The sequence below is a fragment of the Brevibacterium permense genome, assembly GCF_025506275.1.
Taxonomy (GTDB): Bacteria; Actinomycetota; Actinomycetes; order Actinomycetales; family Brevibacteriaceae; genus Brevibacterium; species Brevibacterium permense_A.
This window is the reverse complement of record NZ_QYCP01000095.1, coordinates 138,309-153,973: the sequence shown is the minus strand read 5'-3', so window position 1 is coordinate 153,973 and position 15,665 is coordinate 138,309. Positions and strand designations below refer to the sequence as shown.

Annotated in this window: 15 protein-coding genes; 12 read left to right on the top strand and 3 right to left on the bottom strand. The window is 64.2% G+C overall.

The genetic code is table 11. From position 1 onward, the window contains the following. Nucleotides 1-145 precede the first annotated feature (145 nt). The 8 genes from D3I60_RS17005 to D3I60_RS16970 all read left to right on the top strand — a co-directional run bounded on the left by D3I60_RS17005 (nt 146) and on the right by D3I60_RS16970 (nt 8,141). Nucleotides 146-940: a Bax inhibitor-1/YccA family protein gene (locus D3I60_RS17005; RefSeq protein WP_262778016.1), complete on the top strand. Its 795-nt coding sequence runs from the start codon at nt 146-148 to the stop codon at nt 938-940. Nucleotides 941-1,239: 299 nt separating this feature from the next. Next, the gene (locus D3I60_RS17000; protein ID WP_262777850.1) at nt 1,240-2,136 is read left to right on the top strand and encodes a dihydrodipicolinate synthase family protein; all 897 of its coding nucleotides are present in this window, start codon (nt 1,240-1,242) and stop codon (nt 2,134-2,136) included. Beyond that, nucleotides 2,133-3,650 carry an aldehyde dehydrogenase family protein gene (locus D3I60_RS16995; protein ID WP_262777848.1) on the top strand — a complete coding sequence of 506 codons (1,518 nt, stop codon included), beginning with the start codon at nt 2,133-2,135 and terminating at the stop codon, nt 3,648-3,650. Before D3I60_RS17000 ends, D3I60_RS16995 begins: the two co-directional genes overlap by 4 nt. Before the next feature lie 52 nt (nt 3,651-3,702). Further along, the gene (locus D3I60_RS16990; RefSeq protein WP_262777846.1) at nt 3,703-4,029 is read left to right on the top strand and encodes a DNA sulfur modification protein DndB; all 327 of its coding nucleotides are present in this window, start codon (nt 3,703-3,705) and stop codon (nt 4,027-4,029) included. 20 nt (nt 4,030-4,049) lie between these two features. After that, complete coding sequence (locus D3I60_RS16985) at nt 4,050-5,648, top strand: molybdopterin-dependent oxidoreductase (RefSeq protein WP_262777845.1); 1,599 nt, start codon at nt 4,050-4,052, stop codon at nt 5,646-5,648. Between the two features lie 165 nt (nt 5,649-5,813). Next, nucleotides 5,814-6,020 carry a hypothetical protein gene (locus tag D3I60_RS16980; protein ID WP_262777843.1) on the top strand — a complete coding sequence of 69 codons (207 nt, stop codon included), beginning with the start codon at nt 5,814-5,816 and terminating at the stop codon, nt 6,018-6,020. Continuing rightward, entirely contained in the window at nt 6,017-7,555 is a 1,539-nt protein-coding gene (locus tag D3I60_RS16975; protein ID WP_262777841.1) for a sodium/proline symporter, read from the top strand. The genes D3I60_RS16980 and D3I60_RS16975 overlap by 4 nt, the downstream gene beginning before the upstream one ends. A gap of 1 nt (nt 7,556) precedes the next feature. After that, nucleotides 7,557-8,141: a hypothetical protein gene (locus D3I60_RS16970; protein ID WP_262777840.1), complete on the top strand. Its 585-nt coding sequence runs from the start codon at nt 7,557-7,559 to the stop codon at nt 8,139-8,141. Nucleotides 8,142-8,170: 29 nt separating this feature from the next. Here D3I60_RS16970 and D3I60_RS16965 read toward each other — a convergent pair whose 3' ends face one another. Next, a complete protein-coding gene (locus D3I60_RS16965) occupies nt 8,171-8,593 on the bottom strand; it encodes a VOC family protein (protein WP_262777838.1) in 423 nt (140 codons plus the stop codon). Between the two features lie 51 nt (nt 8,594-8,644). Here D3I60_RS16965 and D3I60_RS16960 point away from each other — a divergent pair, with 51 nt between their 5' ends. Next, the gene (locus D3I60_RS16960) at nt 8,645-9,511 is read left to right on the top strand and encodes a helix-turn-helix domain-containing protein (protein WP_262777837.1); all 867 of its coding nucleotides are present in this window, start codon (nt 8,645-8,647) and stop codon (nt 9,509-9,511) included. On the opposite strand, the gene D3I60_RS16955 is transcribed toward D3I60_RS16960, so the two are convergent. Beyond that, nucleotides 9,498-10,979, bottom strand: coding sequence for a malate:quinone oxidoreductase (locus D3I60_RS16955; protein ID WP_262777836.1), 1,482 nt, complete (start codon nt 10,977-10,979; stop codon nt 9,498-9,500). The genes D3I60_RS16960 and D3I60_RS16955 overlap by 14 nt on opposite strands. Nucleotides 10,980-11,043: 64 nt before the next feature. Between D3I60_RS16955 and D3I60_RS16950 the strand changes: the two genes are divergently transcribed. Next, nucleotides 11,044-11,955: a LysR family transcriptional regulator gene (locus tag D3I60_RS16950; RefSeq protein ID WP_262777834.1), complete on the top strand. Its 912-nt coding sequence runs from the start codon at nt 11,044-11,046 to the stop codon at nt 11,953-11,955. A gap of 69 nt (nt 11,956-12,024) precedes the next feature. Here the strand turns inward: D3I60_RS16950 and D3I60_RS16945 are convergent, their stop codons facing one another. Next, complete coding sequence (locus tag D3I60_RS16945; protein WP_262777833.1) at nt 12,025-12,945, bottom strand: LysR family transcriptional regulator; 921 nt, start codon at nt 12,943-12,945, stop codon at nt 12,025-12,027. Nucleotides 12,946-13,058: 113 nt separating this feature from the next. Between D3I60_RS16945 and D3I60_RS16940 the strand changes: the two genes are divergently transcribed. After that, entirely contained in the window at nt 13,059-14,192 is a 1,134-nt protein-coding gene (locus tag D3I60_RS16940) for a PrpF domain-containing protein (RefSeq protein WP_262777831.1), read from the top strand. A 70-nt stretch (nt 14,193-14,262) separates the two neighbouring features. Continuing rightward, a complete protein-coding gene (locus tag D3I60_RS16935; RefSeq protein ID WP_262777829.1) occupies nt 14,263-15,627 on the top strand; it encodes an SLC13 family permease in 1,365 nt (454 codons plus the stop codon). Nucleotides 15,628-15,665 lie beyond the last annotated feature (38 nt).

The window sequence follows — 15,665 nt, the reverse complement described above, 5'->3', positions numbered from 1 at the left end:
GTGCAACGTCGGACGCTGCAGGCGGGAATCCTCAGTTCTCGTCCAGACCGTCCGGTTAGACTGTTACTGTGAACGATCATCCGCGCGGCCTCCCGGCCGTGCACATTCTACTCAGATCGAAAGGATCTCGACCGTGAGTAACCCCATGATGAACCGGGCTATCAACCAGGGAGCCCAGGCCGGACGCAACCAGCCGGTCATGTCCGATCAGGAGCTCAACAACCTCTTCAACCAGCCTGCCGCGGAGAACCGCAACGCAGGCCCCCAGGTCGCCGACCGTGCGATGACCTATGACGATGTGATGATGAAGACCGGTGTGCTCTTCGCCATCCTCCTCGCCGGTGCTGTCGTCGGCTGGCTCGTGCCGATCTTGGCTCTGCCTGCCGCGCTCATCGCATTCGTCCTCGGCCTCGTCAACGCCTTCAAAAAGGAACCGAGCAAGGCGCTCATCATCGGCTACGCCGCATTCGAGGGTGTCTTCCTCGGCGGAATCTCCGGCATGTTCGAGGCGGCCTTCCCCGGCATCGTCGTTCAGGCCGTGCTCGCCACCTTGAGCGTCTTCGGCGTCATGCTCGCCCTGTTCAAGTTCAAGGGCGTGCGCTACGGCTCGAAGATGATGAAGTTCATGGTGATCGCCGTCGGCGGTTACGCGATCTTCTCGATCATCAACTTCTTCTTCGCCATGTTCACCGGCTCCGGCGGCGCCCGCAGCGTCGAGATCTCGCTGTTCGGCATGACCTTCCCCCTCGGTGTCATCATCGGCATCGTCGCCACCGTGCTCGCCGCGATGACCCTGATCATGGACTTCCAGATGATCGAAGAGGGTGTCAAGCAAAAGATCCCGGAGAAGTACTCCTGGATGTGCGCTTTCTCGCTCATGGTCACCCTCGTGTGGCTCTACATCGAGATTCTGCGCCTCATCTCCTACTTCAGAGACTGAGAGACGAGACCGCCCCGCGCAAGTGGGTCGCGGTCGAGTACTGAACGAAGGGCGGACCCCCGAGAAGGGGAGTCCGCCCTTCGTCGTGCGTGGTTCAAGTCCGCGCGCGGATATGGGCAGGTACGCCGTGCGAAATTCGCGCGCGGCCTTGGACGGCGGGAAATCGGACGTTCATTGCCCTGCCCATTGCTTGTGATCACTTTTCTGCCTATCGTCTGAGATACCGACGAGAAGCGTCGGCGGACCGTCTTCATCGTTGAAAGGCGGACCAAGACCTCATGGCCTGAGAGGACGATTCGATGACGAATCCGATGCGCGGTGTGTTCGCCGTTCCGACGACTCCCTATTCCGACGACGGAGACCAGAACCTCGACGCCCTGGGCGGCCGCATCGAGGAGGTGCTCGCCTCAGGAGTGACCGGGCTTCTCGGCCTCGGCGCCACGGGGGAGGCGCTGGCACTCAGCGCCGCTGAGCGGGAAGCACAGATCAAGACCATCGTCTCCGCCGTCGACGGTCGGGCGCACGTGGTCATCGGCTGTATGGCCTACACCCCGGCAGAGATGTCGGCCCAGGTCTCGGATGCCGCCGGCTGGGGCGCCGACGCCGTCATGGTCACCCCTCCCTTCTACGGCGGACTCGAACCAGACGCCGTCATCGCCGCCTTGCTCCCGGTGCTGACCGCGTCCGAACTGCCGGTCATGGTCTACAACAATCCCCACTCCACCGGCACCGACCTGCTCCCGGGCCACCTCGCCGCGCTCCAGGACACCGGCCGACTCTGGAGCGTCAAAGAGACCTCAGGCGAAGCCACACGGACCCGGGAGCTGCGCAGCCGCCTCGGCGACGACACCGAGATCTTCGTCGGGGCCGACGGAATCGCCCTCGAGGGCTTCGCCCAGGGCGCCAGCGGCTGGGTGGCAGCCTCTGCGTGGCTGCTGCCCGATCACTGCCAGAGACTCTGGGCGCTGGCCGACAGCGGTGATTGGGCCGGCGCCGTCGAGCTGTGGAGAAGCCTCGGGCATGCCCTCGGACTCATCGAGGGTGACTCCGCCTTCATCTCGCTCATCAAACAGGCGCTCGGCCGAACCGGTCACAAACAGGGACCGGTGCGTCCACCCCTGCCGACAGCCGGTCCCGACTCATTGGCGACGCTGCTCGATGCGATCGCCGAACTGGAGAGGAAACACGCAGCATGAGCACCACGACTTCAGCAGACAACACCCTCACCGACCGCGGTCGAACCGCGCTGCGGGCCATCATCGACGGCAACGTCGGACAGTGGATCGGCGGCCGCGCTGTCACCGGCAATGGCGACGAGATCGGACTCATCTCACCGAGCGACGGAACAGTGATCGGCAGCCTATCCGCGGCCAGCGTCGAGCAGCTCGACGACACCGTCGCCACAGCGCGCACCGCCTTCAACGAGGCCGACTGGGCAGGAGACGCGAAGCTGCGGGCGCGAGTGCTGCGTCGCCTCGCCGACCTCGTCGAGGCCGATGCCGAAGAGATCGCCTACCTCGACGGCATCGAAGCCGGAAAAGTTGCCCTCTGCAGCGTCGAGGAAGATGTCCCCGACGTCGCCGCGAACCTCAGGCTGAGCGCCGACCTCATCTCCCGCGATGACGGACGCTACCTGCAGAATCCTGACGGCTGGGGCTGGGTGACAAAGGTGCCCAGCGGAGTCGTCGGAGCGATCCTGCCGTGGAACTATCCCGTGGCCATGCTCGGCTGGAAGATCGCCCCGGCTCTGGCCGCCGGCAATGCGATGGTCGTCAAGACCTCCGAGGATTCGACGCTCAGCGCCCTCCACCTCGCCAGGCTCGCCACCGAGGCAGGGGTGCCCGACGGCATCCTCAACGTCCTCACCGGCACCGGCTCAGGGATAGGCGCCGCGATGGGTCTGCACAATGACATCGACGCGCTCACCTTCACCGGTTCGGGACCCGTCGGCAGGTCCTTCCTCGAGTCCTCGGCCCGGTCGAACCTCAAGAAGGTATCCCTCGAACTCGGCGGACGGGCCGGTTATATCGTCGACTCCGCACACGCCACGGATTTCGAGGCGATCGCCGCCGACATCGCCGGTGCGTCCTTCGGCACCAGCGGCCAGAACTGCACCGCCGCCTCTCGGGTGATCTACGTCGGCGACGATGACGAGAGGTTCGCCGAGTTCCGCACCGCACTCATCACCGCGACCGAGGCACTCACCGTCGGCGATCCGTTCGACGCCGATACGGACGTCGGTCCGGTGATCAATGCCCGCGCCCGCGATCGCATCACCGCCTGGGTCGACGAAGCCGTGGAGAAGGGAGCGCGGATCCTCAACACCCGAGCCGAGGTTCCCGACACCGGCACCTGGTACCCGCCGACCGTCATCGAAGGCGTGCCCGAAAACAGCGAACTCGGCCGCGGCGAGATCTTCGGTCCCGTGACCCAGCTGCTGCGACGCACCAGCCGCGACGACGCTGTGGACCTCATCAACGGCGAACCCTATGGGCTGGCGTCGAGCGTGTGGTGCGAGGACATCGCCCACGTGCGGTGGTGGGCGAGCCGGATCCGTGTGGGCACCCTCGCTGTCAACGGCTACAGCGAAGGTACCGAAGCCACCCCGTTCGGCGGACTGCGACAGTCCGGATTCTGGGGCCGCGACAACGGCCCGGAAGCCCTGGACACCTATCAGGAGACCATGACCGTCTGGGTGGCCGACGCCTGATCACGGCTGAGGTTCCGCCGCTGTTCCCATCGACGAGGACTATTATGAGTGCATGACCACGGCAGCGGCGGAACTCGAGACCGAGGTGCGCCGACTGCGCATCCGGATCATCTCCCTGACCACTGCCCAACTCGACGAGGCGGCCCCACCGGCGCAGAGCAGACGTGCAGTCATCCGTGAGGCCCTGGCCGAATTCTCATGGATCGGCTCCGAGGCCCGGCCGGTCCCCGAACTCGGAGATCAGACCCTCGCGGACCAGGTCGTCGTGCTCCTCGAACACGGACTGCGTTCGGCGCAGGCACTGCCCGAACCCGATCGCGAGAACCGCATCAGCGCCCTCACCGAGGCGGCCGTGCGTCTGCGTCGCAACCTGGCCTGAGCATGGGGGAGAAGGAGGGCATGGTGGGGAGCACTCAGCGCATGTGGCCGTCCGTGCTCGCCGGGGTCGTCGCGACGCTCATCTATTTCGGCACGGCCGAACTCATCGCCCGCAGCCTGGACGTGGCGTCGGCCCCTGCTCTGCTCATCGGCCAGGCGCTCATCCCGCTGATGCCGACCGTGCTCATCAAGTCCGCGATCGCGGTCTTCGGCACTCACGACAAACTCGCCCTCGTCATCACCATCGTGGCAGGAGGGGCGGGATGCGGTGCGATCATCGGGTGGATCGGCGCTCGCCGTCGCGGTCTGGCGCTCGTCCTGCTCATCGGTTTCGGGCTGCTGCCTGCCGTCGTCGGCTTCAGCTCCGGCGCAGGTCTGGTGGCCACCCTGCCGAGTCTCGGCGGAATCGCCGCCGGGGCCGCAGTCTTCCTCGTCCTCCTTCACCTCGCGACTGTTCCTGCTCGCGCCGGTGCAAGCACTCACGCTCGCGCCGATACGGGGGAGGAGGAAACTGACACGCAGCATCGAACTCCGGCCAGGCCGGGTCGACGGGCCTTCTTCGGGCTGGCCGCGGGACTGAGCGCGGTCGGCATCGCCGCCATCGCGGCCGGGCAGTCCGCGGCCACACTGGCCCGCAGTGCGGCAGGAACGGTGACGAAGCTCGTCCTCCCACGGCCGGCCGCCTCGGCGCCGGAGATTCCCACCGGAGCGGAACTCGACGTTCCCGGACTGACCCCGCTGGTCACGGAGACTGCGGAATTCTACCGCATCGACACGGCGCTCTTCCCGCCGTCGATCGACGCGGGAACGTGGATGCTGCGCGTCCACGGCATGGTCGAGAACGAGTTCACGATCACGATGGCCGAACTTCTCGACCTCCCGCTTCAGGAGCACTATGTGACCCTGGCCTGCGTCTCGAACGAGGTCGGCGGTGACCTCGTCGGCAACGCCAAATGGCTGGGCTATCCGATCCGGGATCTGCTGGCCCGGGCGAAACCGCATGCCGGTGCGGACATGGTGCTCTCTGGCTCCGACGACGGATTCACCGCCTCCACCCCGCTGGAAGTGCTCACCGACGATCGGGCGGCGTTGCTGGCCGTGGCGATGAACGGTCATGCTCTGCCACGCGACCACGGATACCCGGCACGCCTGGTCGTCCCCGGACTCTACGGGTACGTCTCGGCCACGAAATGGGTGACCGATCTCGAAGTCACCCGGTTCGCTGACAAAGAGGCATATTGGACGACGCGCGGCTGGGCCACACACGGTCCCGTGTTGGTGGCCTCGCGCATCGACGTACCCCGTCCCGGGGCCACTGTCACGCCCAAGAGCGGCGACAGGGTCGTCACCGCGGGCATGGCCTGGGCGCAACACACGGGAATCGAGAAGGTGCAGGTGCGCATCGACAACGGCGACTGGGCGGAAGCGGAACTCAGCGAGGAACTCACCGCCGATACGTGGCGCCAGTGGCGGTGCGAGCACACGGGACTGAGCACCGGCACGCACACGGTCAGTGTGCGCGCGATCGACCAGGACGGCAACGTGCAGACCTCGGAGCGCAGGCCCGCCATTCCTGGTGCCGCAACGGGACTCCACGAACGCCAGTTCACCGTGGAGTGAGTCCGCGCTGCGGAACGGTCTTGCTGATCGGACCGACAGCTCGGTCATACAGTCGTGCTCCGCATTCCACCATGCGAACCCGGTGCGGCAATCTCAGGTTCCTCGGGTTAGGTTGTAATCTCACTCACATCATCTGTCTTCCCGCATCACAACGAGGTGGTCAACGTGTTCGGTCTTCCGACGGCGACGGTCGTCATCATTGTCGGCATCCCCGCGATCTGGGTGATCTACACCCTCGTCTTCGTCTTCCTCTCCCGCGGGTGGAAGGCCGAGGACGTGGCGGAGGATCAAGCCCTGGCGAGAACCGCGAATCGCGCGGACGGACGAGACGGCGGGGCTGCCTCGGCGAAAGGTGACGGGGGAGCGGCATGAACATCGAAACCTGGTTCCTCGTCATCTACTTCGTCGCCATGGCCGGGATCGGCGTGTGGACGCTCAAGATCGGGTCGAAGGGCAGCGAGGGATATCTGCTCGGCGGTCGCAGCCTGGGCGCTGCGGTCACGGCTCTGCGCCTGCAGTCGTCGTCGATGTCGGGGTACATGTTCCTCGGCGCGGGATCGCTGGCGTATACGAAGGGCTACTTCTCTCTGTGGTACGCGATGGGCGACATCGGCGGCGGTGTCCTCAACCTGTCGATCCTGGGCCGGCGGATGCGCAAGCTCTCCCAGATCCTCGGGTCACTCACCTCGATCGAATACCTCGAACATCGGTATCCGTCGAAGTGGATCCGCGCGATCGCGGCTCCCGTAGCGGTGTTCTGCATCTTCTTCTATGTGATGAGTCAGTTCATCGCCGGCGGGCGCGGACTCGAGATGGTCACCGGCATCCCGTATGCTTGGGCGCTGCTCATCGCCGTCGGCGTCATCGTCTTCTACACCTTCCTCGGCGGGTACCTCGCGGTGGCCTATACCGACTTCGTGCAGGCGATCATCATGCTCATCGGCATGGTGTGGATCCTCATCGCCTGCCTGCAGGCTGTGGGCGGATTGACGGCCGGCAACGAGGGGGTCGGCCAGATCAACCCGAATCTGCTGACCATGTGGGGTCCTGACGGGCTCGAATCCGTCCAATGGGGAGTCATCGTCGGTGCCGTCCTCGTGTTCTCCATCGGCTATATGGGCTGGCCGCACGTCAACGTCAGCCATATGGCGATGAAGCGACCTTCGGTGGCCAGGCGCGCCAGCCTCTATGCCACCGGCTTCAATCTGCTGTTCATCCCAGCCCCGTACATCGTCGGCATCATGGCGCTCGTCCTGCTGCCGACCCTGGACAATCCGGAGCTGGCGGTCTTCGAAGTCGCCGACGCGGTGTTGCCGGACTTCGCCGTGGGCATCGTCATGGCCGGAATCATGGCCGCGATCATGTCCACAGCCGACGCTCTGCTGCTGCAGTCGGGCACGATTGCCAGCCAAGATCTGTTCCAACGCTTCTACAAGAAGAACATGTCCGACCAGCAGTCCGTGTGGGTCTCCCGGTTCACCGTCCTCATCCTCGCGACCATCGGCTACTTCGTCGCCGTGAATGATCCGCCTGCCGTTGCCGAGGTGGTCATCTTCTCCACTACAGTGCTCGGTGCCGCATTCGTCCCCGTCTACATCGCCGCCGCCTGGTGGAAGAAGGCGAACGTGCCCGGAGCCATCTGGTCGATGATCGCCGGCACCGTGTCGTCGGTCGTGTGGCAGCTGACGGGACTCGTCGACGTGACCGGAGTCGACCCGATGGGAGTCGGCATCGTGTGCTCGACCCTGGCCCTCATCCTCGTCTCCCTGGCCACTCAACGTTCGCATCCGGTGCCTGCCCACGTCCTTGAAGCGATGAAGGAGACCGACAAGATCGGCGCGATCCCAGCACACATGCTCACCGGTCAGAACGATTCCCTGGCCGGTCAGGTTCCGAAGAACGCCTGAGATGAGTGCCGAGATCGGAACCGGGTGCCCGGTCGGCCCGGATCTGCAGGCTGAGGATCCGGTGCGGATGGATCCGCACGTCACCGCCGCCGAGGCGCTCGCCGTCTTCCAGCGCAAACTCCCTGACGCGCTCGCCGCGGTCCAAGCGGTGCATCATCCGTTCTGGTGGGCTGGCTTCGATGTGCGCACTCGCGGGTTCTTCCGTCGGAGCGCATCTGGGCCGGGGCAGCGGATGGAGGTGCTCGTCAACGCAGTGTCGGGGCGGGGCATGATCGCCGACTTCACCCCTTGCGGTGTCGCAGTGGCGCCGGAGGAATGGTTGAGTCTGATCGGCGAACAGTCGGGACCGCTGCCGACTCAGGACGAGGCGGAGCGGACCGCGCGATCGTTGGCGCGTGCGAAAGTCGTCAGGACGGTGAAGCTCGGAATGGGCGTGGAGATCACTCCTACGGGCGGTCTGCGCGGAGTGCTCAAGCCCAACTGGATCGTCTCCGGAGGGAATGCGAGGCATCAGGCGACGATCCTCGTCGATGGTCTCGATGGGTCTCACTACATTGTGCGGGTGGACAAGGTCGGACGGAGCTGAGAGCTCGGCTGTCAGGTCTGCGGGGATGCTCAGCCCCAGTTCTTTGCGTCCGAGATGCAGAACGGATGACCGGCGGGATCGAGAAGCACGACCCAGGTCTCACCGGGCTGTGGTTCGGCCCGGGTGGCTCCGAGCTCGACGCAGCGATCGGCTGCCGCATGGATGTCGTCGGCGGCGAGGTCGAGGTGGAACTGCTTGTTTCCGTCGTCGGGCCAGCTCGGTCGCTGGTAGTCCGGGATCGTGCCGATGCCCAGTGCATGGCTGGGACCGGTGAGCATTGCATAGTTCTCGTCCGAATAGGCGATGGGCCAGCCGAGGACGGACGAGTAGAACTCTCCGAGAACAGCTGCGTTCGGGGCGTCGAGAGTGACCATCGCCAATTTGGCGACGGGTGCTGCGGTGGAGGTGTCGGCAGTGGTCGAGGCGGCGTCGGTCTTCTGTGTGTCGGTCATGTCTGACATTCTTGTGCCATGGACGATGACGTCACTAGGAAAAATGCGTCAATGCCACAGCATCTCCTCGGACGCGTGCTCAGACCGGGGGAGATGCTCGAGCATGCGCGCTATTCGTCCGTTCGTGTCGTCGCCGAGCGCCTGCGCCCGTTCGTCAAACGCTATTGGGCCGTCGAATGGGACCTGGCGGACGGCGAGAGCTACCAGACGGCGACCTTGTCCGAACCGACCATCCATCTGACCTTCGAGTTCGGAAACAGTCGGCGGGCACACGTCGACGGGCCGGGAGCGTGGGTGACCGGTCCGGTCACCAAGCGGCGATTCGATGTGGGGATCTTCGGTCGCGGCAGAGTCTTCGGCGTGAACTTTCAGCCGGGTGCGACACTGGCATTCTCCGACCAGAAGCCGGCGAGCATCCGCGATTCGACAGTCCCTGCCGAGCTGTGGTTTCCGAGGTTGGAAGCCGACCTCGGACTCTCCGAGATGTTTGCGCAGTCGCAGTCGGACAGTGCACCGGAGCTGGACGAATTGGCCGCTTCGGTGGAAAGCTGGCTGCTGTCCTGGCGGCCGCAGATGACCCCGTCGTTCGAACGGTTGAAGCGGGTGCTCGACATCCTGTCCGACCCCGAAGTCGTGAGCCTGAAGGTCCTCGCGGAGAGAGCTGATATCGGTGAGCGTACGCTGCAGCGGATATTCAGCAGCTACTGCGGAGTCGGGGTGAAGAAGGTCTTGGCCAGGGCACGGATCATCGACGCGGTCGCAGCGATCGACCGCGGATGGGACGGAACTCTGGCCGACCTCGGCGCACACTTCGGATGGTTCGATCAATCGCACTTCAGCACGGATTTCGTTCGCGTCACCGGTTTCAGCCCTGCCGAGTACGCGCAGCGGAAGTCCGCGCGGGTCACGCGAGGTTGACCGGGGACAGGCCGAGCGCCTCATCAGTCGTGGCGTGGGAACGAGCGACCGCCTCGGCGGTCCAGTCGGTGCGATCGAGGTCGGGGACCGCCTCGGCGATCTGGGACCTCCAGGTGCAGTGCCATTGGGCAGGGAAAGCCTGCTTGAGCAGATCGACCATGATCGGCACCGCCGTCGATGCTCCGGGGGAGGCTCCGAGCAGACCCGCGATCGAGCCGTCAGCGGAGACGACGAGTTCGGTGCCCTGCTGCAGGACGCCGATCTTCTTCCGATCCGGTTTGACCAGCTGGGCCCTCTGCCCGGCCGGCAGCAGGGTCCACTCGTTGCGTCGGGCCAGCGGCAGATAGCGTCGCAGCTGCGCGAACTTCCGGGACGGGCTGGCGGCGAGCTCCTTGACGAGGAATGACACGAGGCTGAGGTTCTGCAGACCGGCGGCCGCGACGACATGCAGGTTGCCCGGTCGGACGGTTGTGAAGAAGTCCGAGAGACGGCCGTGTTTGAGCAGCTTCGTGCTGAAGGTCGCATAGGGGCCGAACAGCAGATGTTCCTTGCCGTCGACAACTCTGCGGTCCAGATGCGGCACCGACATCGGCGGGGCGCCCACATCCGCCTGACCGTAGACTTTCGCATCATGGCAGGCGACGACCGCCGGAGTCGAGCACCGGAAGAAAGCGGCCCCGACCGGCAGGACCGCGTAGCCGCGGACTTCGGGGATCCTGGCTTTCTGCAGGAGTCGCAGCGCGAAGCCGCCGGCCCCGACGAACACGGTCTTCGCGTGCACGGCGAACGGTCCCGCCGGCGTCGATCCGCTGACCGTCCAGCCCGATGCGCGCGGTTCGAGCCCGGTCACTGTGTGACCCGCACGCACCTCGGTGGACCCGATGCTCAACAGCGCCGAAGTCAGAGCGCCGAAGTCGACATCGGTGCCGCGCGGGTGACGGGCCGCCGCCATGGGCTCGTCGCTGTCGGCTCGTCCCTCCATCGTCAGGGGAGCCCACCGGGCGATAGTGTCCGGATCCTCTGTGTACTCCATTTCGGAGAACAGCGGATCGGCTCTCAGGGTCTCGACACGTCGACGCAGATAGGTGACGTCCGTGTCCCCGAAGACGAGGTTCATATGCGGGGCCGAGCGGATGAAGTCCGTTGGGTCGAGGAGCCCGAGTCGGACGAGCTGGGCCCACCACTGGCGGGTGAGGTGGAACTGTCCGGCGATCTCTGCCGGTTTCGCGCCATCGGCGGGGTCAGGCATGTAGTTGAGCTCGCAGTACCCCGAATGCCCGGTGCCGGCATTGTTCCACGGGTCGCTGCTCTCTCCGGCAATGTCTTCGGCCTTCTCCAGAACGAGGATCCGCAGATCGGGATCGAGCAGAGTCAGCATCGAACCGAGAGTCGCGGACATGATGCCCGCGCCGATGAGGACGACATCGGCGTCGGGCAGCTGGTCGGTGTGCTTGGGGTTCGCAGTCATATTCTCACCATGCGCCCCCATGAATCATCCGTCCAATGAGCGATCGGAACTGTATGATCCGAATATGGAACGATTATCCGATTCCCGCGCGGCGCCGCCGACGGCGCTGCGGGAACTCGTCGAACTGGCCGATCAGGACGGGCATCTGACCGAGGCCGCCGCTGCCCTCGGAATACCCCAATCCACGATGAGCCGACGTATCCGCGCCCTCGAGCGCCACCTCGGGGGGCCGTTGACCGTTCCGCGCGGACGCGCCATCGGTCTGACGCCGGCGGCACTGGACCTCGTGGCTGCGGTGCGTGCCCCGCTGACGGAGATCGATGCGGCGTTGGCCGATCTCGCCGAGGCGGCCGATCCCGAGCACGGCACGATTCGGTTCGGATTTCCGCTGACGATGGGCGCCGGTGAGGTGCCCGACCTGCTCGCGGCTTTCAATCGGACTCATCCCGGCATCCGCCTCGATCTCAAGCAGGCCCACGGCGCCGAGCTCGTCGCTGATCTGCAGCGGGGAACTCTCGATCTGGCGATCATCATTCCGCCGCCGCCCGAGGTCAGCCACGAGGTGCTCGCACGGCAGACGATCATCGCGGCGCTGCCCGATGTGCACCCGCTGGCAGGTGTTCGCAGCATCGCCCTGGATCGGTTGGCGTACGAGGAATTCATCGCCACCCCTGCGAGTTACAACCTCCGGGTGCTGACCGACCACTGGTGTCAGGCCAGCGGATTCGATCCGGAGGTGAAGATCGAGGTCACCGAGTTCTCGACGATCCGCGAATTCGTCGGTCGTGGAATGGGCGTGGCATTGATCCCGCCCGCGGTGCGTCCGGTCGACGGAATCACCGAGGTGACTCTGGACGGGGGAGAATACGTGCGTGAGATCGCGCTGTGTGCGGCTGTGCGCCGGCCCGGCCGCGTCGTCGAGCGTCTGCGCGATTTCATCCGCGAGCACGCGGCCGCGTGGGCAATCGAGGGCTGAAGCGAAAGTGCGTACATCGTTGAGACCGTCGCTTGTGGGGAAGCTCGGTCCTGGAGTCGGAGCGAGCTGCTAGGTCCGCCATTCCTTCGCGCTGGCGATCTTGCGGAATGCGCGAACCAGAGACAGCACGGCCGGTGATGGCACTCGTTCGGGCAGTTGGGAAAGGACGATGCGTCTCGGCGCTGGATTTCCTCTGATGGAGACGACCTTCACGTCGGGGCCATGGGAATGGACTGCAAGGCGAGGGGCGATGGCCACCCCCAGCCCGGCGGCGACCATGCCCAGAAGCTCTTGGTAGTCATTGGCCTCGAAGACGATGCGCGGCGCGAACCCGGCATCACTGCATATCCGTCCGAGCACCGAAGCAACAGGGTGGGAAGAGCGAGTGATCCATGGATTGTCCGCCACCTCTTTGAGCTCCACGACTCTGCGTCGTGCCAGGGCGTGAGTTGATGGCAGAAGCAGCATCGTGGGCTCTTTGAGCAGTGTCGTCGTCACGGGGATCTGGTCGTCGATCGGCGCCCAGGGGTAGTCCCACACTGTCGCGAGATCGACTTCGCGGCGTTCGAGCGCCTCTTGGATGCGGTCGAGACGGTAGCTCTTGACCGTCACATCGAGGTCTGGATGCAGTTCATGGAAATGCTGAAGGATCTTCGGCATCACCGACGCGGCGAAGGTCGGAAATGTGGCAATCCGAACTTCGCCTCGGTCGAGCTGAGCAAACGAGGACATGTCGTTCCGTGCAGCCGTGAGCGCATTGTCGATGGTCGCCGCATAAGACGAGAGCTTGACTCCGGCATCTGTCAGGCGCATGCCCTTCGGATGGCGGACGACAAGCGGAAGGCCGACTTCGCGTTCCAGTTTGCTGATCTGCTGAGACACTGCCGAGGTCGATAACGCGAGTTCGTCGGCGGCGGCAGAGAGGCTGCCTGTCCGAAAGACGAGAAGCAGCAGGAGGAGGCGGTCGACGTTGTAGGGCGCTGAACTCATAGTTTAAGCGTAGCTTATAGAGAGGTTACCAAGTGTTGATTGAACTTAACTTGCCGATGTGAAAACTTGATGTTCGTCGTCGCAGACAGCGGCGATGGACCAAGGAGATGCGAGTGGAAAGTCAGCTCCACGGACAGTGGTACAGAGGCGGAACGTCCAAGTGCTGGTTGTTCGCCAATGACGAGATGCCGGCGGACAGAGCTGGGATCGCGCAAGCCTTGTCTGCGGCCTTCGGGTCGGGAGATGACCGTCAGCTCAACGGAGTCGGCGGGGCTTCCTCGACAACCTCCAAGGCTGCCGTCATTTCGCCGTCGGCGATCCCCGGCATCGACATCAGCTACCTGTTCGCGCAGGTCGGAATCGGCCAGTTGGCGGTCGAGTTCACGTCGAACTGCGGCAATTGCGCTTCGGCTGTCGCTCTCTACGCTATTCAGAACGGACTGGTCCGACCAGGCGGCGAAGTCACTCCGGTGAGAATGGTGAATGAGAACACTCGCTCCGTCGTGGTCGCTCATGTAGCTACACCGGGAAAGAAGATTCCATCGAACGGCTCCGAAACGATACCGGGAAGCTCGATGCCGGGTATTCCGGTCAACGTCTTCTTCGAAAACGTCGATGGTGCTTCAACCGGCGAGCTGCTGCCGACCGGAGAGGCAGCCACCGAGGTGAGCTGCGACGGTGCTTCGATCACCGTCAGCTGCATCGACGCCGGTGCTCCGGCCTGCTTTGTCAATGCGGCTGCACTCGGACTGTCCGGGGCCGAGCCGACCGCGGAGACTCGTCTGAGACTCAAGGAACTCATCGAGATTCGATCGGCCGCCTCGAGGTCAATGGGGCTGAGTGCCGAAGGCGAGGAGCCGAGCCCTGCAGTACCCAAGGTAGGCCTCATCGCGCCGCCGTCCGACTACACCAGCATCTCCGGAGAGAGGATCTTCGCCGGAGACTACGACATATCTGCACGGATGGTTTCGATGTTCGATCTGCATCCCGCCATCGGAATCACTTCGGCGATCGCCCTGGCACGGGCTTCCTTCGTCGAAGGAAGCCTTGTCAACGACGCCATCGACAAGCGGGTTCTTCACCACACCGACGCCGACGACGAGGCGGCTATCCGAATCGGCACCCCTGTCGGAGTCATCGTCTGTCGAGTTCAGCTCACCGAGTCGGGGCAAGTCGCTCGTCTCGGAGTCAGACGAGTGGCGCGGCGGATTGCCCACGCAGACATAGATCTGCCCCTGGTCTCATGAACGACCGTCCCTAGGAATACCTGAGTCTTTTCAAGGAAGATCAGCTGACAATGAAGTTGGAGGAACACCCATGTCCCTAGTTCAGATACTCATGCTCGTGGTGCTGGTGGTGATGTTCATCGCAGCCACCAAATGGCCCATCAATATCGGGATCATGGGCCTGGTCGGAGCTTTCGTCTTCGGCACGTTTGTTTTCGGCATGGATGACAAGGAGATCCTTGAGGAATTTCCCGCGAGCATCGTGCTGACGATCGTCGGTGTGACTGTCTTCTTCAGCATCGCCCAGAAGAACGGGACCATCAGAGTCCTCGTGGATCTGGCTATCCGCGCAGTCCGAGGTCGTATCAATATCGTGCCGTGGATCTTCTTCGTTGTCTCCTCGCTGCTGACGGCGATGGGCACATTCTCTCCCGCCGCAGTTGCTCTGCTGGCACCGGCAGCCATGGGCTTCTGCGCCTCGACCGGCTACAGCGGAGTGGTCATGGGAGCGATGGTCATCAACGGTGCACACGCCGGTGGGTTCTCACCGATCTCCGTGTCAGGAAACATTGTTCGTGACATTGCCGAGGCCAATGGCTTCGAGATCAACGGTGGCGCTCTCTTCCTCGCAGCCTATGTCGTCAACTTGTTGGTCACTATTCTCACTGTCGTCGTGATGAAGGTCCTCGGGCGGCTGCGTACAGTGCCCGACCCGGACAACCTTGAGAGTTGGGGAGCTCATGGAGACTCCGGTGCGGGAAGCAAAGGGCCCGACTCTGAAGGTAGGACGCCTGGGCAGGGAAGTGGTTCTGGAACGGCTGTGGCTGTTGAGACCGAGGTGCACACGCAGACAACGCGTATGACTCGTCAGGTGTGGCTGACGATCGGCCTCATCGTCGTCATGGTCATCGGTGCCGTAGGGTTCGAGCTGCCGATCGGCTTCCTCGGGCTCGCCTGTGGACTCGTGCTGGCTTTCACATCCTTGAAGAACACCGAGAACCTTGTCTCTGGAATCTCGTGGTCTACTGTCCTTCTGGTGTCGGGCATGATCGTCTATGTCAGCCTGCTCACCCACGCCGGTGTCATCGACTCGCTCTCGAAGATGGCGGTGGCAGTAGGTGCTCCACTCATCGTCGCGATCGTCCTCTGCTACGTCATCGGAGTGAGTTCTGCCTTCGCATCCTCGACTGCGCTCCTCACCGCCCTGATTCCGATGTCCATCCCTCTGCTCGAGCAGAGTGCCCTCAGCGCGACAGCCGTCATGTCGGCGCTCGCGGTATCGGCGACGATCGTCGATGTCTCTCCGTTCTCGACAGACGGTGCGCTCATCATTGCCAACACACAGGGCGGCGAAGCCAAAACAATCTGGCGCGACCTCATGATCTACGCCGGGTTCGTCGTCCTCATCGCCCCGCTTCTTGCGTGGGCTCTGCTGGTGCCGACGGGAATCATCTGACAACCGAAGGATACACAGGCCGCCGCCGAATGCCATCG

What these genes read in the sequence shown, in the direction of transcription:
- D3I60_RS16995 (WP_262777848.1), top strand. Translation starts at nt 2,133, where the DNA reads ATGAGCACCACGACTTCAGCAGACAACACCCTCACCGACCGCGGTCGA.
- D3I60_RS17000 (WP_262777850.1), top strand. Translation starts at nt 1,240, where the DNA reads ATGACGAATCCGATGCGCGGTGTGTTCGCCGTTCCGACGACTCCCTAT.
- D3I60_RS16945 (WP_262777833.1), bottom strand. Translation starts at nt 12,945, where the DNA reads ATGAGTTCAGCGCCCTACAACGTCGACCGCCTCCTCCTGCTGCTTCTC.
- D3I60_RS16985 (WP_262777845.1), top strand. Translation starts at nt 4,050, where the DNA reads ATGGTGGGGAGCACTCAGCGCATGTGGCCGTCCGTGCTCGCCGGGGTC.
- D3I60_RS16960 (WP_262777837.1), top strand. Translation starts at nt 8,645, where the DNA reads ATGCCACAGCATCTCCTCGGACGCGTGCTCAGACCGGGGGAGATGCTC.
- D3I60_RS16965 (WP_262777838.1), bottom strand. Translation starts at nt 8,593, where the DNA reads ATGACCGACACACAGAAGACCGACGCCGCCTCGACCACTGCCGACACC.
- D3I60_RS16990 (WP_262777846.1), top strand. Translation starts at nt 3,703, where the DNA reads ATGACCACGGCAGCGGCGGAACTCGAGACCGAGGTGCGCCGACTGCGC.
- D3I60_RS16975 (WP_262777841.1), top strand. Translation starts at nt 6,017, where the DNA reads ATGAACATCGAAACCTGGTTCCTCGTCATCTACTTCGTCGCCATGGCC.
- D3I60_RS16935 (WP_262777829.1), top strand. Translation starts at nt 14,263, where the DNA reads ATGTCCCTAGTTCAGATACTCATGCTCGTGGTGCTGGTGGTGATGTTC.
- D3I60_RS16950 (WP_262777834.1), top strand. Translation starts at nt 11,044, where the DNA reads ATGGAACGATTATCCGATTCCCGCGCGGCGCCGCCGACGGCGCTGCGG.
- D3I60_RS17005 (WP_262778016.1), top strand. Translation starts at nt 146, where the DNA reads ATGATGAACCGGGCTATCAACCAGGGAGCCCAGGCCGGACGCAACCAG.
- D3I60_RS16955 (WP_262777836.1), bottom strand. Translation starts at nt 10,979, where the DNA reads ATGACTGCGAACCCCAAGCACACCGACCAGCTGCCCGACGCCGATGTC.
- D3I60_RS16970 (WP_262777840.1), top strand. Translation starts at nt 7,557, where the DNA reads ATGAGTGCCGAGATCGGAACCGGGTGCCCGGTCGGCCCGGATCTGCAG.